The sequence below is a fragment of the Gemmatimonadota bacterium genome, from assembly GCA_021295815.1.
Classification (GTDB): Bacteria; Gemmatimonadota; Gemmatimonadetes; order Longimicrobiales; family Gaopeijiaceae; genus JAGWBQ01.
In genome coordinates this window covers 88,209-109,261 of the sequence record JAGWBQ010000005.1, presented here as the reverse complement: position 1 = coordinate 109,261, position 21,053 = coordinate 88,209, and the positions used below count along the sequence as shown (strand labels likewise).

At 66.8% G+C, this 21,053-nt stretch carries 13 protein-coding genes; 9 read left to right on the top strand and 4 right to left on the bottom strand.

Annotation, left to right across the window (positions count from 1 at the left end):
- Nucleotides 1–423: 423 nt before the first annotated feature.
- The 9 genes from J4G12_03140 to J4G12_03100 all read left to right on the top strand — a co-directional run bounded on the left by J4G12_03140 (nucleotide 424) and on the right by J4G12_03100 (nucleotide 12,862).
- Nucleotides 424–1,251 carry a cyclase family protein gene (locus J4G12_03140; protein MCE2454803.1) on the top strand — a complete coding sequence of 276 codons (828 nt, stop codon included), beginning with the start codon at nucleotides 424–426 and terminating at the stop codon, nucleotides 1,249–1,251.
- 136 nt (nucleotides 1,252–1,387) lie between these two features.
- Nucleotides 1,388–2,965: a M14 family metallopeptidase gene (locus J4G12_03135; GenBank protein MCE2454802.1), complete on the top strand. Its 1,578-nt coding sequence runs from the start codon at nucleotides 1,388–1,390 to the stop codon at nucleotides 2,963–2,965.
- Between the two features lie 61 nt (nucleotides 2,966–3,026).
- Nucleotides 3,027–3,428 (top strand): DUF1761 domain-containing protein, encoded by a 402-nt coding sequence (locus tag J4G12_03130; protein MCE2454801.1) that lies wholly within the window; start codon nucleotides 3,027–3,029, stop codon nucleotides 3,426–3,428.
- Nucleotides 3,429–3,706: 278 nt separating this feature from the next.
- Nucleotides 3,707–5,638, top strand: coding sequence for a hypothetical protein (locus tag J4G12_03125; GenBank protein MCE2454800.1), 1,932 nt, complete (start codon nucleotides 3,707–3,709; stop codon nucleotides 5,636–5,638).
- Nucleotides 5,635–7,905: an Ig-like domain-containing protein gene (locus J4G12_03120; GenBank protein ID MCE2454799.1), complete on the top strand. Its 2,271-nt coding sequence runs from the start codon at nucleotides 5,635–5,637 to the stop codon at nucleotides 7,903–7,905. Before J4G12_03125 ends, J4G12_03120 begins: the two co-directional genes overlap by 4 nt.
- Complete coding sequence (locus J4G12_03115; protein MCE2454798.1) at nucleotides 7,796–8,593, top strand: hypothetical protein; 798 nt, start codon at nucleotides 7,796–7,798, stop codon at nucleotides 8,591–8,593. The genes J4G12_03120 and J4G12_03115 overlap by 110 nt, the downstream gene beginning before the upstream one ends.
- Entirely contained in the window at nucleotides 8,590–9,891 is a 1,302-nt protein-coding gene (locus J4G12_03110; GenBank protein ID MCE2454797.1) for an ROK family transcriptional regulator, read from the top strand. Before J4G12_03115 ends, J4G12_03110 begins: the two co-directional genes overlap by 4 nt.
- Entirely contained in the window at nucleotides 9,888–10,715 is an 828-nt protein-coding gene (locus J4G12_03105) for a glycoside hydrolase family 16 protein (protein MCE2454796.1), read from the top strand. Before J4G12_03110 ends, J4G12_03105 begins: the two co-directional genes overlap by 4 nt.
- Nucleotides 10,712–12,862, top strand: a complete 2,151-nt coding sequence (locus J4G12_03100) for an MFS transporter (GenBank protein MCE2454795.1) — start codon at nucleotides 10,712–10,714, stop codon at nucleotides 12,860–12,862. Before J4G12_03105 ends, J4G12_03100 begins: the two co-directional genes overlap by 4 nt.
- Nucleotides 12,863–12,908: 46 nt before the next feature.
- Here J4G12_03100 and J4G12_03095 read toward each other — a convergent pair whose 3' ends face one another.
- The 4 genes from J4G12_03095 to J4G12_03080 form a co-directional block, all read right to left on the bottom strand.
- Nucleotides 12,909–14,780 (bottom strand): glycoside hydrolase family 3 protein, encoded by a 1,872-nt coding sequence (locus J4G12_03095; GenBank protein ID MCE2454794.1) that lies wholly within the window; start codon nucleotides 14,778–14,780, stop codon nucleotides 12,909–12,911.
- A gap of 69 nt (nucleotides 14,781–14,849) precedes the next feature.
- The gene (locus J4G12_03090) at nucleotides 14,850–17,993 is read right to left on the bottom strand and encodes a glycosidase (protein ID MCE2454793.1); all 3,144 of its coding nucleotides are present in this window, start codon (nucleotides 17,991–17,993) and stop codon (nucleotides 14,850–14,852) included.
- Between the two features lie 251 nt (nucleotides 17,994–18,244).
- Nucleotides 18,245–19,216 carry an aminotransferase class I/II-fold pyridoxal phosphate-dependent enzyme gene (locus tag J4G12_03085; protein ID MCE2454792.1) on the bottom strand — a complete coding sequence of 324 codons (972 nt, stop codon included), beginning with the start codon at nucleotides 19,214–19,216 and terminating at the stop codon, nucleotides 18,245–18,247.
- Nucleotides 19,217–19,344: 128 nt separating this feature from the next.
- Entirely contained in the window at nucleotides 19,345–20,790 is a 1,446-nt protein-coding gene (locus J4G12_03080) for a deoxyribodipyrimidine photolyase (GenBank protein MCE2454791.1), read from the bottom strand.
- Between the last annotated feature and the right edge of the window lie 263 nt (nucleotides 20,791–21,053).

Below are 21,053 nucleotides of genomic sequence, written 5' to 3'. Positions count from 1 at the left end.
GCGAAAGCAGGTCCACGGCCAAGCCGCCAGGACCGATTGAGCTGGACTGGATTTCGACTCGGCTTTAACCTAACCTGGGTCCGGGAACGGAGGCGGAGGGAAGTGGGATGACCTGCATGAGAACAGAGGTGCCTGCGGCGCCCGCGGCGTCACGTCGGATCGTCAGCGAACCCGCCTCCTCCGACGGAGTTCCGACGATGGTCGGACGAAGCTTCGCGCAGCGCTCACCGTCTCCAGGCGGCGGCGTCCGGGATCCCGCGGCTGAACATCACTTCCATGCCGGGTTCCGCCACGCCCGCCGGGTCGCTCGCCCCGCTGCCCCTTGCCCCTTGCCCCGCTAACCCTCTTCCTCCATCCTCCTCTCAATAGCGCGCCTTTCCACGGCGCACCGCGAAGTCGAGTTGACTATGGGATCAAAGGAAGATGACCCGAGCGACAGTTGTGCTGACCGCCCTGACCGGCCCCCTTCTGGCCGCGGGATGCCTGCGGGATGCCCCGGCCCCCGACCACACGGCCGTCTTCACCGGCGCTGCGGGCGAGTGGATCGACCTTGCGCACGCCTTCGGGCCCTCCACCATCTACTGGCCCACGGACACGGCGGGCTTCCGACTCACCGAACTGGCGTACGGCAGCACCGAGGGCGGGTTCTTCTACGCGTCCTACGCCTTCGCATCGGCCGAACACGGCGGCACCCACCTCGACGCGCCCATCCACTTCGCCGAAGGGCGCATGACGGTGGACGAGATTCCGTTGTCGAGCCTGATCACCACGGCATCCGTGGTCGACATCTCGGACGCGGCGGCCGCCGATCCCGATTACCAGCTAACAGTGGAGGATCTCACGACGTGGGAGGCCGAGCACGGTGAACTCGCCGACGGGACGGCGCTGCTGGTGCGCACTGGGTGGTCGTCGCGCTGGGACGACCGCTCGGCCTATCTGGGCACGGACCTCACCGGGCCCGAGGCGGTGCCGGAACTGCACTTTCCCGGGATCGGCCCCGAGGCCGCGCAGTGGCTGGTTGACAACCGCTCGGTCGCGGCGGTGGGGATCGACACGCCCAGCATCGACTACGGGCAATCGAGCGACTTCCGGTCGCACGTGATCCTGTACGAACGGAACGTCGTGGGGTTCGAGAACCTGATGAACCTGGAGCGGTTGCCGGCGACGGGGTCGGGGATCGTGGCCTTGCCCATGAAGATCGAGGGGGGGAGCGGGGGGCCGTTGCGGGTGGTGGGCTGGGTCGGGGGGTGAGGGGGAGGATGGGCGAGTGAAGCTCCGCCCGGCTTCGATTCAATGCACCGGTGCGGATTTCAAGTCCTCGCGGTATCATACGCTTCCGCGGTCGGCACCGGATAGTCGGCACGTCCACCCAGGAAGCGAATCCAGCATGAAACTCCTCCTCAGGAACCCACCGACTTTCGTTCTTCTCGGAGCGACGCTCGCCGCTTGCGCCGCCGACGGTCAGGAGCCCCTCCTCACTCGCGCCGAACGGACCGAGTTCCGCGAGACAAGCTCCTACGCCGAAGTGGTCGACTTCCTGCGCCGCGCCGCCGAAGCCGATCCGTCGGTTCACTACACCACCTTCGGCCACACCAACGAGGGACGCGCGCTGCCGATGGCGGTGGTCGGGGAGCTCGACGATCCGTCGCCCGAGGCCGTCCGCGCCTCCGGAAGGACCGTCGTCTACCTCCAGGGCAACATCCATGCGGGCGAGGTCTGCGGAAAGGAAGCGCTCCAGATGCTGCTCCGCGATCTCGTGGAGGGGGATCACGAGGAGTGGCGCGAGTCGATGGTCCTTTTGTTCGCGCCCATCTACAACGCCGACGGGAACGAGCGGGTGACGCTGACCAATCGCGGTCGCCAGCACGGCCCGATCGGGGGCATGGGACAGCGACCGAACGCCCAGGGGCTCGACCTGAACCGCGATCACATGAAGCTGGACTCGCCCGAGGCCAGGTCGGTGGCCCGGCTCTTCAACGACTACGATCCGGACGTGGCCGTCGACCTGCACACGACGAACGGCACTCGCCACGCCTACCATCTCACCTATTCCCCTCCCCTGCATCCCAACACGCCTCCGGAGATCGACGCATTCCTCCGCGAAGGCCTCCTGCCCCACGTGACCGACGAGATCCGAGCGAAGCACGGCTGGGAGTTCTACCACTACGGAAACGCCTCGAATCGCGGTGGCGAGCGCGGCTGGTACACCTTCGACCACCGTCCGAGGTTCAACAACAACTACATCGGGCTGCGGAACCGGATCGCGATCCTGAGCGAGGCCTACTCCTATGCGAGCTTCGAGGATCGAGTGACGGCGACCCTTTACTTCGTCGAAGAGATTCTGGACTACGTGCACGAGAACGCCGCGGAGGTGCGCCGGATCGTCGCGGACGCGGATGAGAGCCTGACCGCGGGAGATTCGCTCGCGCTTCGGGCCGCCCACCGGCGAAGCGAGACCCCGGTCGACATCTTGATGGGCGCGACCGTCGAGGAGACCCATCCGCTCACAGGCCGTCCGCTGTTGCTGCGCGCCGACACGACGTACGTCGAGCCGATGCACGAGTACGTTTCCTTCGCGCCCGCCCTCATGGAGCGCGTTCCCGAGGCCTACCTGATCCCGGCGGAGCTGGAGGACGTTCTGGTCCGGCTCGAGGCCCACGGGGTCGTTCTCGAACCGGCGGGTTCCGTCGAGCTGGAGGCGGAGACGTTCCGGATCGATTCGGTGAGCACGACGGAGCGGGCCTTCCAGGGCCGGAACGAGCAGACTCTCTTCGGGAGCTACCGGGCAACCACGCTCACGCCCGCGCATGGCGACATGACGGCGCGGACCGATCAGCCGCTCGGCCGCCTCCTCTTCGGCCTTCTCGAACCGCGATCGGACGACGGCTTCGCGAACTGGGGCTTCCTGGCGGACCGGCTGGAGGCCGGCGGTGCGTATCCGGTGGCGCGGGTGCCGGGGGGTTGAGGACGCACGCAAGTTGGAGGAACCATGACGAGCTTCACGCCGTCACACGGAGGAAAACGATATGCATGAAGTGAACCTGCTCGCGGTGCTGGTCGCGGGATTCGTGCCGATGATCGTCGGCATGCTCTGGTACGGCCCGCTCTTCGGCAAGCGCTGGCTCGCCATGATGGAGACGACCGCCGAGGAGATCCAGGAGGGGTTCAACCCCCTGAAGACGTACGGGGTGAGCTTCCTGTTGGCCCTGCTCACCGCCTACATCCTGGCTCAACTGATCGAGGACTCCGGCGGCTCCGCGCTGGTCGGCGCGCACGTGGGACTGCTGGCGCTCGTCGGCTTCGTGCTCCCGGTCGCTCACCAGTCCGTCGCGTTCGAGAAGCGCAAGGCGGGGCTCGCTTGGCTGAACGTCGCCTACAACGGAGTCGCGCTCGTCGGTCAGGCGGTCGTGGTCGCGGTCTGGAGGTAGGGACCGCTCCTGAGGGGCGGGCTTCCTCGAGGAGCCGGCTGGGAGGTGGCTGACGTAGACTAGATCCGTCCTTCCCACTTGACACCTTCCACTCGTTCCCGCACTTTGTTCGATAGCCGAACAAAGTCGGTCCGAAGGCGATGCGCTCGCAGCGATCGCGTGTCGGACCTGCCTTCAAACAGCGGGAGACGATGACGAACGCCGCTACACAAACCTTGGTCTGCGGACACCGGCGAGGAAACGGACCGCCGGCAGCCCGCCGACCGGGCCTTCGACGTATGCGGGGATTCGGTTCCCTACCCTGCGCCGCCGCCTTTCTGCCGCTCGTTTTCGTCGCCGCTTGCGAGAGAAACCTGACCGAGCTCGACCCGGCGACCTTCCCGCCGGAGCCCGAGGTCTTCTACGACGACTTCGCGCCCGGACTCCATTACGGCGCGTACGGAGGGTCCAAGGTCGACGCTCTCGGCATCGAGCGCGAGGAGGTGTACCGCGGGACGGCGGCCCTCCGGCTCTCGGTTCCGGCGACCACGGATCCGTCGGGAGGCTACGCCGGCGGCACCTTCTTCTCACCCGTGCCCCGGGATCTGACGGGATTCGACGCCTTGACCTTCTGGGCTCGCTCGAGCACGGCCGCTACGCTCGACCGGGTCGGCATCGGCGACGACAACACGGGCGCTTCGCGCTTCACGGCCACGCTCGACGACCTGGCGCTCTCGACCCGGTGGACCAAGTACGCCATTCCGCTTCCCCTCCCTTCGGTCCTTGACAAGGAAGGCGGCCTCTTCCTGGTCGCCGACGGTTCGGAGTATCCGGTCGGCTACGAGATCTACTTCGACGACGTGCAGTTCGAGCGGCTCGGCACGATCGTCAATCCGAGACCGGCGATTCCCGACCGGAGCGTCAGCGGCGAGGTCGGCGGCACACTTGCCGTTGACGGCGCTCGGCTGACCGTCGACGTGAACGGGGACGACGTGACCATGGGCGTGGCGCCCGCCTACTTCACCTTCACCTCGTCGAACGCGGGCGTGGCGTCAGTTAGACCCGACGGCACGATCGCGCTGGTCAGCCCGGGCACGGCCGTGATCACCGCCGCGCTGGGCCCGACGCCAGCTTCAGGTGCGCTCACGATCAACGTCGAGACTCCTCCGGACGACGCCCCTCCGGTACCCACCGTAGCGGCGGAGGACGTGATCTCGCTCTTCAGCGACGCCTATGCGGACGTGACCGTCGACACCTGGTCGGCCGAGTGGGACCAGGCCGACGTGGCGGACCTGGTGATCGCCGGGAACGCGGTCAAGAAGTACAGCAACCTCGTCTTCGCCGGCATCGAGTTCGCCTCTTCGACGATTGACGCCGGCTCCATGACGCACTTGCACCTGGACGTGTGGACGGCCACATCGGGTCCCTTCCGCGTCAAACTCGTGGACTTCGGCGCCGACGGCGTCTTCGGCGGCGACGACGACAGCGAGCACGAGGTCGCGGTCACCCCGACCACGACGCCGCGAATCACGCCCGGGGCCTGGAGCTCGCTCGACATCCCGCTCTCGAGTTTCGGCGGACTTGCGAGCCGCGATCATCTCGCGCAGCTGATCATCTCGGGAGCGAGCCGGACCGTCTATTTGGACAACATGTTCTTCTTCCGCGGCGAAACCGTGGTCTCGGAAGCTCCGGATGAACCCTCGCCCACGCCCCAGGACGCGGCCGCCGACGTCATCTCCCTGTATAGCGGCAGCTACGAGGACGCGACCGTCGACACCTGGTCGGCCGAGTGGGACCAGGCCGACACCGAGGAGCTGCTGATCGCCGGCAACGCGACGAGGAAGTACTCGAACCTGGTCTTCGCCGGCATCGAATTCACTTCGCAGACCCTGGACGCGACCGGCATGACCCACTTCCGGATGGACATCTGGACCCCCGACGAGACGGCGGCAGCCGCGCTCAATATCAAGCTGGTCGACTTCGGTGCCAACGGCGTCTACGACGGAGGCGACGACACCGAACACGAGGTCGCGATCACGGCCTCGGAAGGACTGGCGACCGGCGAATGGATCCACCTGAATCTGCCGCTCGCGAGCTTCGCGAACCTCGCAGCCAGAGAACACCTGGCGCAACTGATAATCTCGGGGGATTTGAACACACTCTTCATCGACAACGTCTACTTTCGGCGGCCCGCCAGCGGAGCCGCAGATCCAACTGAGAGGAAGCCATGAATTCGCAAGAACGTCACGCCCGGAGAGGCCTCCGACCGAAGGTACTCGGTGCGGCGGCCGCCCTGCTGTTCGCCGCGCTCGCCTGCGGCGAGGACCCAGTCGAACCGCCCCCGCCACCGGAGCCGGTAGCCACTGCGGTCGAGGTCGCTCCCGCTGCGGCCAGCCTCACGGCGTTGGGCGAGACCGTCCAGCTCCAAGCCACGGTTCGGGACCAGAACGGCAACGAGATGACGGGCGCCTCCGTCGCCTGGTCCTCGGGCGACGGCGGGGTCGCTACGGTCAGCTCAGCCGGACTCGTGACCGCGACCGGCGTCGGCGAGGCCGCCATCACTGCGACTTCGGGAGCCGCCTCCGGTACGGCGTCGATCACGGTCAGTCAGGATCCGGCCGCGGTGGCTGTCACGCCCGAGTCCGCCACGCTCTCCGCGCTCGGCGACACGGTACGATTCTCAGCCGAGGTTCAGGACGCGAACGGGAACGCCATCGCCTCCGCGACGGTGGACTGGACCTCCGACAACGACGGAGCGGCGACAGTGGACGCCGACGGACTCGTGACCGCGACCGGCGTCGGCGAAGCCGCCATCACCGCGACCCATGCCGGTCTGAGCGCGAGCGGCACCGTGACGGTCATGCAGGACGCCTCGACGGTCACCTTGGATCCCGAGGCGGTCGCGCTGACGGCCTTCGACGAGGAGCGTCGGATCTCTCTGACCGCCACCGACGCCAACGGCAACGAGATTCCGGCGCCGACGGCGAACTGGGCTTCCGCCGACGAGGCGGTCGCCACGGTCAGTTCGGATGGAGTCGTCAAGGCCGTGGCCGACGGCGAGACGACCGTCACGGCCACGGTCGGCGGCGCGAGCGCGACGGTTGCCGTTTCGGTGGCGATCCTGCCGGGCCCTGCGGCCGGTCCGCCCGCGCCCACCCACTCGGCCGACAGCGTGATCTCGTTCTTCAGCGACAGCTATGACGACGTTAACGTGGACACCTGGTCCGCCGAATGGGACGCCGCCAACCTGACCGACATCGAGATCGCAGGGAATTCGGTCAAGCTCTACACCGGGCTCGGCTTCGCGGGGATCGAATTCACCTCGGAGACGGTGAACGCCTCGAACATGACGCACTTCAGGATGGACATCTGGACGCCGGACGCGACCGAGGCCGCCGCATTCCGCATCAAGCTCGTCGACTTCGGCGCCAACGGCGTCTTCGACGGACCGGGAGTCGGCGACGACACGGAACATGAGATCACGCTCACGGCGGCCGAGGGACTCGCCTCGGGCGAGTGGGTGTCGTTCGATCTGCCGCTCGCCTCCTTCTCGGGACTCGCATCGCGGGAACATCTCGCACAGCTCATCATCTCCGGCGATCCGAACACGGTCTACGTGGACAACGTCTACCTCCGCGAGGGCATGGCGGCGCCGCCCGTGCCGACGCCCACCGAGGCCGCTCCCACGCCCTCCCACCCGGCCAACAAGGTCATCTCGCTCTTCAGCGGGGCCTACGACGACGTGACCGTCGACACCTGGTCGGCACCATGGGACGCGGCGACGCTGGAGGACCTCGAGTTCGCTGGCTACGCGGTGAAGAAGTACACCGGGCTCGGCTTCGCGGGGATCGAGTTCACCTCGCAAACCATCGACATCACCCAGATGACCCACTTCCGCATGGACATCTGGACTCCCGACGAGACCGCCGAGCCGGCCGCCTTCCGGGTCAAGCTCGTCGACTTCGGAGCCGACGGTGGTTTCGCCGGGGGCGACGATACCGAGCACGAGGTTGCCGTTACCGCCGCCGCCGGACTCGCCTCGGAGGAATGGGTGTCGCTGGATCTGCCGCTGGCGGACTTCGCCCGCCTCACCGGGCGGGAGCACCTCGCGCAGCTCATCATCACCGGTGATCTCGGCACGGTCTACGTGGACAACGTCTACTTCCGCGAAGGTGAGGCGCCTCCGCCGGCCATGCCCACCCCCGGGCGAAGACGTGATCTCGCTCTTCAGCGACGCCTACGACGACGTGACCGTCGATACCTGGTCGACGGACTGGGACCAGGTCGTGCTCGAGGACACCGACATCGAAGGCGACAACGTCAAGAAGTACACGGGTCTCGCCTTCGCGGGAATCGAATTCACGTCTCAAACCATCGACATCGCCCAGATGACCCACTTCCGCATGGACATCTGGACCCCCGACCCGACCGAGCCGCCGGCGGCCTTCAAGGTGAAGCTCGTCGATTTCGGAGCGGACGGGTCGCACGCCGGGGGTGACGACACCGAACACGAGGTGACGTTGACAGCGGAGCAGGGGCTTGCGACCGGCGAGTGGGTGGCGCTGGACCTCGACCTGGCGGACTTCTCGGCACTCTCCGGCCGTGAGCATCTCGCGCAACTCATCATATCGGGCGATCCGAACACCGTGTACGTGGACAACGTCTATTTCCGCCGCGACGCGACTCCGCCGGCCATGCCCACCGAGCCCGCAGACGTGATCTCGCTCTTCAGCGACGCCTACGACGACGTGACCGTCGATACCTGGTCGACGGACTGGGACAACGCCGATCTCGAGGACGGCGCCATCGACGGCAACGCCACGAAGAAGTACACGAACCTGGTCTTCGCCGGGATCGAGTTCACGTCGCCTACCGTCGACGCCGACGAGATGACCCACTTCAGGATCGACATCTGGACCCCCGACCCCACCGCCGATCCCGCCGCATTCAAGATCAAGCTCGTCGACTTCGGGGCCGACGATGCGTACGCCGGGGGCGACGACACCGAGCACGAGATTCTGCTCACCGCAGCATCCGACCCGCCGCTGGCGACGGGCCAGTGGATCAGCTTCGATATCCCGCTGACCGCGTTCGAAGGTTTGACGGCTCGGGCGAACCTGGCGCAGCTGATCCTGTCCGGGGATCTCAACACGGTCTACGTGGACAACGTGTATCTGCACCGATGACCTCGGGCGCTCGTCCGACTTCGCGGCGGGTGGCGGCGGAAGCGGGTCCACCCTCCGCGAGGTCGTCGGGCGGTTCAGCTTCGAGCCGATCTCGCATCGAGGTCGTACCCGACGACGACCTCGCCCGAACCGTCCTCAAGCTCGTCTGGCGGAAAGGAGAGCTCTCTCGCGCCGAAATCTCAAGGAGAACGGGGCGATCCCGTTCCACCATCTCGACGGTGGTGGGACGGCTCCTCGCCACGGGGCTGGTGGCGGAGGTGGGGGCCGGAGCGAGCAGAGGCGGACGGCGTCCCATACTCGTCGGGTTCCAGGACGAAGCAGGGGTGATCCTCGGGGTCGACGTCGGCGCCACGCACGTCTCTGTGATCCTGACCGACCTGCGCGGGCGAACGCTGGCCTGGCGGGAACAGCCTCATCTCTCGCGCAGCGATCCGAAGGGCGCCGAGGAGCTGATCGCCACCTTGGGCGAGCGGTGTCTGGCCGAGTGGAACGGTGAGCGGTCGCGACTGCTGGGCGTCGGGGTGGCGGTCCCGAGTCCGGTCGATCCAGCCTCGCCCGACCGCGTCCTGGAACGGGTGTTGCCGGCCTGGCGCGAACACGGTGTGCTGGAGCGGCTCGAAGACCTGTTCGGCGTGCCGGTCTTTGTGGACAACGACGCCAATCTCGGGGCGTTGGCGGAGCGCTGGTGGGGGAAGGCGGTCGGCCTCGACGACTTCGTCTACCTGAAGGTCGCGACCGGGGTCGGCGCGGGTCTCATGATCGGCGGCGAGGTCTACCGCGGAGCCACCGGGGTCGCGGGCGAGATAGGTCACGTCGCGATCGATCCGAGCGGGCCCGAGTGCGTATGCGGAAACCGGGGCTGCCTGGCCACCTTCGTGGGAACCGTGCAACTGGTCGAACGGGCCGAGGAGCTTGTCGCACGCTTCCCGGGCAGCGTCCTCGCCGGGGCCGAGCTCGACATCCACGCGATCGAAGACGCCGCTTTAGGCGGTGACCCGCTTGCGCTCCAGGTGGTCAGAGAGGCCGCGGTGCGGTTGGGAATAGTCGTGGCCAGCGTGCTCAACCTCCTCAATCCCGGCTCGGTGATCCTGGGAGGCAGCCTGGCCCGGGCGGGCTCCCGGCTGCTCGATCCGCTGCGGGAGGCGGTCGCGTCACGCACGCTGGTGGCTTCGGCGGCGGCCTCGGACATCCGAACCAGCGAACTGGGCAAGCTCTCCATCGCCCTGGGTGCGGCTACCCACGTGCTGGCGGCGACCCTGGCCAATCCAACGTTGGTACCGGCGGCGAAGTCGGCATGAGCTCGCTCGATCGGATCGGGCTCGCACTTCGGACATCCTTCTTGCCTTTGGGTCTCGTGCTCGCTTCCTGCGACAGCTTCGGCGCAGGGACCGAGCCCGCCTGGACACTGACCTGGTCCGACGAGTTCGACGGACCCGCCGGACAGCTCCCCGACCCGGCCAAGTGGGCCTTCGATATCGGCACCGACTGGGGAAACCGGCAGCTCGAGTACGACACCGACCGACCCGAGAACGTCTCGCTCGACGGCGACGGCAATCTGGCGATCACCGCACGGCGGGAATCCTACGCGGGCAGCGCCTACACCTCGGGTCGCATCAAGACCCAGGGCCGCTTCGACCAGACCTACGGCCGTTTCGAGGCCCGTATCCGTCTGCCCACCGGACAGGGGATCTGGCCGGCGTTCTGGATGCTCGGCGACGACATCGACACCGTCGGCTGGCCCCAGTGCGGCGAGATCGACATCATGGAGTACCGCGGCCAGGAGCCGTCGATCGTTCTGGGCACGCTACACGGGCCCGGCTACTCGGCGGGTGGCGGCATCGGCGCCCGCTACGCGCTGACCGGCGCCCGCTTCGACACGGACTTCCATGAGTTCGCCATCGAGTGGACCGAAAGCGGCATCGTCTGGTTCGTCGACGGTGAGCGCTACCATGCGGTGGACCGGGACGGTCCCGGCGGCGAGTGGGTGTTCGATCACCCCTTCTTCATCCTCCTGAACGTCGCGGTGGGCGGCAATTTCGTCGGACCGCCCGACGGATCCACGGCCTTCCCGCAGGCCATGCTGGTCGATTGGGTGCGCGTCTATCGGGCGGACGAGCAGTGAGTCGGACGACCGCGGCGGAGGATCGCGTATCCTTTCCGCACAAGGTCGTCTACGGAATCGGCGGGTTCGTGAACAACCTGCTTGCGCAGGGGATCGGCAACTTGATGGCCGTGCTCACCCTGGCCCTGGGGATGGACTTCCGCGCGGTCGGTGCGCTAGGGGGCTTGCCGCGCTTCTTCGACGCGCTCACCGATCCGGTCCTCGGATTCGTTTCGGACAGGACGAAGACGCGGTGGGGGCGACGCCGGCCGTACCTCTTTGTGGGCGCGATCTCCTCGGGGATCATCTTCCTCCTGCTCTGGCAGATGCCGGCGCCGACCCAGCTCAGGCTGAAGCTGGTGGATTTCGGTGCTGACGGCGTCTATAGCGGGAACGACGAGGCGGACGAAGCCGGAGGTTGGTTCCGAGCGGCGGGAAGGGCCCTCGAGGGGATCGTCACGGTCGAGACGATCGACGATGTGGAGGGCGAGATCATCATCCGCCCACCGGAGCTTGTCGCGGGACGCTGGGTGCGCCTGGACGTGCCGCTGGCCGACTTCGATCGACTGGCCACTCGCGACAACCTGGCGCGGATCGTCCTCTCCGGCGATCTGACCGAGGTCTGGGTCGACAACGTCTATCTCTATCGCTCCGACGACTCCCTCGAGGGCGGTGCGGCCGGGGACGCGACGACTCCCGCCGAAACGGCTTCGGGCGAATTCGTTCCGGACAATGCGCCTTCGCTCCCGGACGGTCGACAAGGCCTGACGCAGCCTGCCGCACCCGCGCCCGTCCCGACGGCACGACCTGAAGACGTGATCTCGCTCTTCAGCGGGGCGTACGACGATGTTCCGGTCCGTTCCTGGTCGGCGGACGGAGACCGGGCGGAGGTGGCCGACGGCACGGTAGGGGAAGACGAGGTCAAGCGGTACACCAACCTGCGCATCGCCGAAATCGACTTCGGCGCAAATCCCGTCGATGCCGGGCGCATGACGCACGTCCACATGGACATCTGGACGCCGGAAGAGATCGGCCAGGGCTGGAGTCAGTCGAGCTACTTCCGGTACTTCCTGATCGGCTCGCTGATCTTCTTCCTCGCCTACACCGTCTTCGCCACGCCCTGGGTGGCGCTCGGGTACGAGCTCACGCCCGACTACAACGAACGCACCCGCCTGATGGGCGTGCAGAACTTCGTGTCCAACACGGTGTTCGTGATCGGGCCCTGGTTCCTCGTGATCGTGACCAACCCGGCCTGGTTCCGTAATCAGATGGACGGAGCCCGCTTCCTCGCCCTCGCCATCTGCGTGACCGTGATCGCGCTGGGCGTGCTGCCCGCGATCATCCTCCGCGAACGTGGGGTCCGAGGCGGCGGGACCGAAGCCGGGAACGAGCCGACGCGCTCGGCCGGTCCCGGATTATGGGGCCACGTATTGGAGTTCCTCCGCGGGTTGTGGCAGACGGTCAAGACCGGGCCGTTTCTGCTGCTCTCCGTCGCAACCTTCATGATGTTCAACAGCTTCATCATGATCTCGCAATTCCAGTTCTGGGTATTCGCCTTCTACATCACCGGCGGCAACGTCGCGGAGGGGGCCGCCCTCGCTGGAGTGGTCGGGACGCTGGGAACCGTGACCGGCTTTCTCGTGATCGCCATCGTCACCTGGCTCGGTACGAGAATCGGGAAGAAGAACGCGTTCTTCGTGTCGACCGGGGTCTCGATGCTGGGCTACGCTCTCAAATGGTTCTGCTACACGCCGGAATACCCGATGCTGGCGCTGCTTCCCGCCCCGCTCCTGGCCTTCGGGCTCGGCGGCCTTTTCACGCTCATGGGATCCATGATAGCCGACGTGGTGGACCTGGACGAGCTCACGACCGGGGAGCGCCGCGAAGGGATGTTCGGATCGATCTTCTGGTGGGTGGTCAAGCTCGGCCAGAGCGGAGCCATCTTCGTCGGCGGCTTCCTGCTCCATTCGACGGGACTCGACCCCGCGCTCGGCGCCAACCAGCCCGACGACACGGTCCTACGGATGCGGATCTACGACGCCTTCGTGCCGCTCGCGGCCTCCGCGATCGCGCTCTATGCCGTCTACCGGTATCCGATCACCGAGGAGAGCGCCCGGAAGGTTCGGGAGGAACTGGAACGACGGAGAGGAAAGACGGCGGTGGCGTAAGGGGGGGGCGATACGCAACTTCAAGGCGCCCACGACGCGTCGGCCGCTACAAACCCAGCCCGTACCCCCTCGGAAAGAGCGGCTCGGCCCTTGCCGGCCGTCCGCTCCCACCGGGTGTTTCTTTCGGCCACGCCATCGGCAGTCGCCCGGTGAAGTCGTAGTCTCCGAAGAGCATGTCGGCGACGCCCGCCCCTTCCGAGCCCGGGAGCCAGGCGGCGACGAAGGCCGACGACGCGGCGAGCTCGGCGTTCACCACCAGCGGCCGCCCGGAGACCAGCACCGTTACGACGGGTATCCCGCTCTCGGCCAGTGCGCGTATCGTCGCCAGGGCCTCCGGGTGCAGGGCCGCAAGCTCCAAAGTGTCTCCATAGGGCTCGAGCGCACCGGGGCCGGAAGGCAGATGGTTCGTCCCCGCCCGTACCGGGCCGGCCTCGCGGATGTCGCCCATCCCTTCGGCGTACGGGCGCTCGCCGACGACAACCACGGCCGCATCGAAGTCCCGCGCGATCTCCCGAGGATCGGGTGTTTCGCCATCGCCCGCCCCGCCCTTCCGCAGCACCGCCATCGGCGCGAGCTCGCGAATGCCCTCCCAGACGGACGATCCGCCCTCGATTTCGGCATTGCCCGTCACGCCCTGCCACTCGACGGTGAAGCCGCCGCACTGGCGACCGCGGTCGTGCGCAGAGGAGCCGGTCACGAGGATGCGAGCGCCCTTGTGGAGCGGCAGAGATCCACGCTCGTTCTTGAGCAGCACCAACGACCTCCTCACGGCCTCGCGGGCCAGAGCACGGTGTTCGACGCAGCCGAACGCGCCCGCGTCGGAACCCGGGCGCGCACTCGGCCGGGGCCGGTCGAACAGCCCGCTCGCGAACTTCACCCGCAAGATCCGAGCGACCGCATCGTCGATCCGAGCCCGCGCAACCGCGCCCCTCGCCACCTTCACCTTCACCGCCGCAATGAACTCGCGCCAGGTCTCGGGCACCATGAACATGTCGATCCCGGCGTTCACGGCCAGCGCGACCGCTTCCTCGAAGTGGTCGGCCAGCGCATCGACCCCGTTCCAGTCCGAGACCACGAAACCGGCGAACCCCATTTCGCCCTTGAGCACATCCTGGATGAGATGGCGGTGAGCGTGGCACTTCTCGCCGTTCCAACTGCTCAGCGACACCATCACCGTCATGACCCCGGCCTCCAGGGCGGGACGGTAGGGCGCGACATGCACGCGCCGGAACTCGACCTCGTCCGCCAGGGTGTCTCCCTGGTCCACTCCGGCCCGGGTGCCACCGTCGCCGACCCAGTGCTTGGCGCAGGCCACGACGCCTTCCGGTCCGAGCCCTCCCGGACCGGCCCCGGCATCCCTTCCGTTCGTCTCGCCCTGCAATCCCCTGACGATCCGCCCGGCGTACGAGGCCACGAGCGCCGGATCCTCCGAGTAACTCTCGTAGGCGCGTCCCCAACGGGGGTCTCGAGCCACGGCCAGCGTAGGTGCGAAGGTCCACTCCACACCGGCGGCCAATACCTCGCGAGCGGTAGCCCGCCCGATCCGCTCGACGAGATCCGGGTCGCGGGCGGCTCCGAGGCCGACGTTATGCGGAAAAACGGTCGCGCCGCGCACGTTGGCGTTGCCGTGGACCGCGTCGACACCGTAAAGGATCGGGATCGGCAGGCCGCCGTCCCACTCGTCCATCGACGCCCTCCAGTAGGCGTCGTTCATCGACACCCAGGAGGCGGGTCGGTTGTCGCCCGGCCGGGAACCCGCTCCGCTGAGCACCGAGCCGATGTGATGGAGTCGAACCTGTTCGGGCGTGACGTGCAGCCGTTCGGGCTGCGTCATCTGCCCGATCTTCTGATCGAGGGTCATGCGCGCGAGCAGAGCCCGCACCGGTAGCTCGGTCATCGTCGAGCTGGGACCGACCATCGCTACCGGTCCGCGATCTTCGCGTTGAGGTGTCGCCGCGCCTGCGGAAAGAGCCGGTTCACGCTCCGGCTACATCCCGAAGTGCAGGTAGGTCCGGATTTCCCACTCCCGCCCGAGCTCGCCGCCGACGTTCGGATTGCACGTCAGCGCTCCGAATTGGTCGGGCGTCCGAAGCGGACAGTACCGCGGCGAGTGCTCGTTCAGAGTGCGCATCGTCGCCCGCACCCCGAAGCGGGTCTGCGGCAGATCGAACCAGTCCGGGGAAGCCAGCGAATACGAGATGTCGGCCATCACCTGCAAGGGGAAGGTGAGGTTGAAGTCGCGATGATAGTCGTACGGACCCCAGTCGTTCAGGCTCCCCATTCCGTGGAACTTGACGGGGCCGTCGATGACGCGCAGGTCGATCCCGGCGCGGCTGATCTCGCGCCGGTCGTCGCCGTTGGGTTCACCTGTGCCCGCGAAGATGTTGGCGATCAACGAGGGACCCGTCCGCCGCTTCGAGACTAACCGGGCCTTGACCTCCCACAGATCCCGCGCCGGAGGAGCGCCGGGGAAGGCGAACGTGGAGCGTCCGTCGGCGAAGATCCCGATGCCGGCGTCCTGCGTGGTCGGGAAGTCGAAGTAGACGAAACCTATCGAGGCGGCGAAGGCCGCATCCTCGCGCCGATCGCTGTCCCAGTTGTACATCCAGGTGGCGGGCGTGGGATCGTAGGTGAGGAGGAGCTCGGCCGCCCGAGTCTCGCGGTTGCCGCGCACGGCGAAGGGATCGGAGAGGATGTTGCGCGGACGGCCCGGGGCGGGCACGCCGGAAGGAACCGGGCCCACGAGCGGCTTGCGCCAGAGTAGGTTGGGCGCGATCTGCCAGTCGCCCGCCAGAAAGGTCATTCCGGTCAGCAGGTTGCGCTGATTGCCGCTTCCGGTATCCTTGAGCGTCCAGCCGGTGAAGGTCTGGACCTGAGTGGCGCCTCCGTCGGCTACCAAGCCCATGGCGGCTCCCTGCAGATACCAGTTGATCCGTCCTCGGGAGAAGGCGATCTTGGCCTTGGCTCCGAACGCGTCCGAGGTCCTGATCCGGTCCTGCAGGACCCGGTAGTCGCCCGGCTCTCCGTCGACGAGCTGGAAGCCCTGGTCGACCTTGGTGAGTCCGGACATGATGCCCCCGACGTCAAAGGTCAGGCTGCCTCGGGTCGCGGTCAGGTGCAGCGTGGCCTTGCGCGTGGGCGGCAAGGGGATGGCGAACGAACTCGCCGCCTTCCCCGCCTCGGCCAGATCCTCCTGGTAGATGACCGTTCCCCGAACGGGGCCGAGAGTCGCTTCCTGCTTGACCAGGACCGCAGGGTTGGCGCCCCACCAGAGCTCGGGGCCGACCGCCACCTTGGTTCCGCTCAGCCATCGCTTGCCGGCGATCTCGACCCCGACCGGCGCGAGCCCGTTGTAGACGTCGATGCCGGGCCCGTAGTTGGCCTCTTGGTAGAGCCCGAAAAAATCGCCTTCGTATCCCCAATGGTAGTGTCCGGACCGATAGAATCCCTCCAGGTTGAACCACTCGTCGTCCCACGAAACCCGGGCGTTGTAGATCTTCAACCTCTCGATGTCCCCCAGAGGCTGGTCCTCGCCGTCGATCCGGACGTTGCGCGCTCGGCCCCGGTTCTCGTAAAAGATCTCGTCGATGGGGTTGACGGGTACGTCGCCGAGCATGTTGACCGAGACGTTCGCGATGATGTTCCCCGTCGGTCGCGCCTCGATGTCGGCGTAGAAGGACTGGAGCTGGTCGAAGCCGCGAAAGCTCGGGTAGGACGGATTCCGGGCCGGTGCCTCCGCGGGAGTGCTCACAAGGGAACCTCCGGTGCTGAAGGTCTCGAGCTCTATGCGCACGCCGCTGACGTTGACGCGGTCGAGAGCCGAGGCGAGCAGAGCGGCCCGGTCGCCTTGCGCCCGCAGCGTCATGTCGGCAGGGCTGATCGAGGCGAAGTGCTCGCCGATGGCGACCCGGTCCGTACCTGGAGCGTAAGGGTCGAGCTCGTACACCTCCTGGAGAGCGTAGTAGGCGGCACGGGGGTAGAGCTCGTAGAGGTTGCTGTTGTCCGTCGGGCCCTTGGCGACGATCCCCCACCACTCCTCGTTCATGTTGTTCCGGCCCTCGACGAAGTCCTCCACGTAACCGCCGTTCGCCCACGAGGCGTTGGTGTCCTGGATGTCGAGCCGATCTTCCTGGCCGAATTTCCACCAGCCGTCGGTCCACTGGAAGGTGGCGCCGCCGATGGAGTTGCCGATCAGTCCCTTCCCGGCCGACTGCTCGTAGATTTCCCGCCACTGCCCGAGCAGATACCTGGCCTGGGTGGCCTGGTCCTCGTGCATGTTCTTCGCGTTCCAGGCGTCCGATCCGAACTCGGTGAACATCACTGGAAGATCGAGCTCGTCTCGCACCTCCTGGAATAGATCTCCGAAGGAGACTCCCCGATAGACGTTGGTGCCGAAGACGTCGAGGTCCGGGACCTCCTCGGCGATGATCTCGATGTACTGGAGATCGCCGTTGGCCATGGCGACGGGTCGGGTCGGGTCCATCTCCTTGACTCGGCGCGTCACCTCTCCGAAGAGCGAGTACATGTGGCGCGCGCGAAGCGCGTTGGCCTCTTCCGTGGGCAGATCCTCGGTTTCGGCGGAGCTCCACACCAGCCCGTAGTTGTTCTCGTTGCCGAGGAGCCACATGAGGACGCCCGGCGTTCCCTTGAGTTCGGCGACCATCTCCTCGACCTCGGCCATCAGGACGGCGCGTGCCTGCGGGTCCGAATAGTCGGTGTTCGGGCTGAACGCGCCGCCGGCCGTCACGCCGTAGCGTCCGAGAGCGTGGTTCAGGATCGTGAATACGCCGTAGCGCTCGTAGATATGCCGCACCCATCTCGGCGGGATTCCCACGTAGGTGCGGATCGTGTTCCCGCCCATGGCCGTGAGCAGGGACATCTCGCGGTCCAGCCCCGCTTCGATGACGTCGTCGGGCTCGGTCCAGAAGCTGTAGTTGTAGGTGGTTCCGCGGGGGAAGTAGTCCCAATTGACGCCCTTCACCATCATGTCTCGGCCGTCGACCTGCAGCCGAGTTCCGCTGGCGTCCCTGACCAGCTCGATGACGGGAAGGTCCGAGCCTGCGGCCCGGTCCGGCGTCTGGGCCGTTGCGGAAGTGGACGTCGCCGGGAGCGCAAGCGCGACCAGGAGCAGGGTGGAGGCGCGACGGAGACGAAAGGTGGCGGCCCGACCCGACCGGCGGACGTGAGCGGTGTCAGTGCGAAGCAATCTGGCGTCCTCCCCTTGAGAGTGTCCCGCAAACTTTGTTCGGCTACCGAACAAAGTGCTTGAGAAAGGCGAGGATGTCAAGGTGGCGAGGATGTCGAAAGTCGAGAAAACAGGTCAGGTTTCGCCAGGCCGCAACGTCTCGGTCGTCCCGGGGCGCGCGGATCGCGACCGCCCCCCTACCGCACTCCGCTCGTCGTCATCCCGTTCGGGAAGATCTCGTGCCAGCCCGCCATGAACCGCTTCATCTCCTCCTCGGTTCCGATCGACACCCGCAGGTAGTCCAGCATGGGCGGGAAGTCGCGGCCCACGGCCACGTCGCGCCTGCGGAACTCGTCTCTGACCTCGGACGCCGGGCGGCCGGTGCGCACCATGAAGAAATTGGTTTCCGACGGGATCACCTCGAAACCTTGGTCGCGGAGCTCGCTCATCGTCGCCTCGCGCAGCGCGATCGTGGTGTCGCGGACCCATTTCTCGGACTCGCGGTCCTCAAGCGCCGCCGCGCCGCCCCAGCGCACGAGGGCGTTGACGGTGCCGGTGGCGTAGGCCCGCATCTCGGCGATCATGTCGGCCGGCGCGATGCCGTAGCCCAGTCGCAGGCCCGCCATGCCGTAGATCTTGGAGAAGGTGCGCGTGACAACGACCTTGCGGCCTTCCTCGACGTACTTGACCGCGCTGTCGTAGGAAGGATCGCGGATGAAGTGGTGGTAGGCTTCGTCGACTAGCACCGGGATGTCCTCCGGGATGCCGTCCAGGAGGCGGCGGACGTCGTCGTCGGGGACGATCACGCCGGTCGGATTGTTCGGGTTGCAGAGATAGACCATGCCGACGTCCCGGTAGTTGCGGCGCGTGACCCGGATCAGGTCGTCGATGTCCTGGGTGTGGTCCTCCCGAAGCGGGCGTGCGATCGCTTCCGCGTCGATCCCGGACGCCACGCGATAAACGCCCAGGTAGGTGGGCTCGACCCCGACCACCTTCTCCTTCGGCTGAAGATAGGTGATCCCGGCCACCCGGAGCGTCTCGCCCGATCCGGAGTTCATGATGATGTTGTCGGTGTCCATCCCGTGGTGCGCCGCGATCTTCTCGTGGATGTCGCCGTCCGGATAGCCGTACCGGTTCGAGTATTTCCAGGCCGCGTTCATCGCTTCCATCACCTTCTCGGACGGCCCATACGGGTTTTCGTTCGACGCGAGCTTGGCGAGGTCGTCGTACGGATCCGCAGGAACGAGTCCGGGCGGGGGCGCGGGAAGGTCCAGCGGGCGGCTGCTCTGCGAGTCGGCTACGGCGAACGGTAATCCTCCACGTAGCTCCCCAGACGTAGCTTGCGTGCGGTATTGGCCGAGCTCATGTACCGGATCTTGCCGAAGATCTGCCTCTCCGGTCCCCAGGCCCGGTCGTGCAGACCTAGGATCCAGAGGATTCCGGTGTATGAGTTCGGATCGCGTCCGTCGAGCGCGTACTTGTCGTTCAGGGCGATCATGGTGTCGAGCGCAGTCCGCGGGCGGTCGCTCCACTCCAGAATCTTCTTCCCCCAGAGCATCCTGAGGTAGTTGTGGATGCGGCCTTCCCGGCGGAGCTGGTTCTGCGCCGCGTTCCACAGAGGATCGTGGGTGCGGGCCTCTTCGAGGGCTCGGCGGTCGTAGGTCCATTCGCGTGGATCGGCGGCGTGTTCCCGAAGGGTCTTCCTAGCCCACGGCGGCAGGGCCTCGTAGGCGTCGTAGCGATCGACGCGTTGACAGCGGTTGAACCCGAGTTCCCGCCAAGTCACCACCTGGTCGAGGAAGGCTTCCGCGTCCTCGCTCATCCCCCACCAGCCCACGCGTTGTCCCTTCGCTTCGGGATGAATGCGAGTCGGTTCCCAGCCCTCCCGCATCGCGACGCGGTGGAAGATCTCATGGGCTGAAACGTGCCCGAAATGGAGGTAGGGCGAGAGTCCGCTGGTCGCGTCGAGCGCTGGGTGGTTCCGGTCCCGCGCGTATTCGGCAAGACGGCGTTCGACGAACCCGGCGAGACGGGCCGAGGCGGCATCGGGACCGCCCGGCAAATCGGTGGGACCGACCGCGCGGTCGATGTCCAGAGCGGCGATCGTCGAGTCCCGTCGGGTCAGATCGGCAGGGGGCCACCGGGCGAGGACGGAGGAAGGGATCGCGGCTGAGAGCGACGGTGCGCCCGCCGAGTGAACGGCGAGAGGATCGGGGAGCGGGAGGTGAGAGAGATGAGCGGGGAGTGTGCGTTGCAGATGGCGCCGGAACGCGTAGGCGGTGGCGAAGGTCCCATCGGCGGCCCGCATGGGAACGAGGCCGTTGGAATCGACCGCCTCGAAACGGACTCGAATACGCTCCGCTGCAGCCCGAAGCATGCTCGGGAGGAAGAACGCGGGATAGTCGTCGGTGACCACGACGACGGCGTGTGTCGCGAGCGCCTCGAGAAGCCCTTGCCCGTCTCCGGCACGAGGCTCGACGTATGGGTGGTAGAAGACGCCGTGCGCCTCGAAACGCGCCCGGTTGTCGGCCATGCCGTCGATGACGAAGCGGTGGAAACGTTCGCTCGCCCAAGGATAATCGACCCGCAGGGCTTCCAGCACGAGGACCGGGAGTCGCAATGTCCGGCCGTATTCGCAGGCTCGTTGCAGCGCGTAATTCCATCGGGTGCGCCGGGCGGCGGTCATCCAGTAGAGAACGTACTCGGCGGCGGGCCGGGGGGCGATGTCGTTCAGGACCCTCACGCGTGCCGAAGGGGTTGTAACGGGGGTCGGGCAGGCTGACTCGACCGGAGTCCCTGATTTCCGGCGAGGGTTGAGGGGAACGACGAGACGCTTACGCGCACGAGTTTCCAGAGACCGATCCGACCCATTTCCGAAGGGTTGCGGGACCACTGGCACGGATTCTCGGTTGACCATAGTTTTTAAATATCGCTCGTTACGAGAATGGCTCGACAATCGCCGCAGCGGTCCGATCAGGTTTTGATGTAACCGGTTCAAGGAGGTAA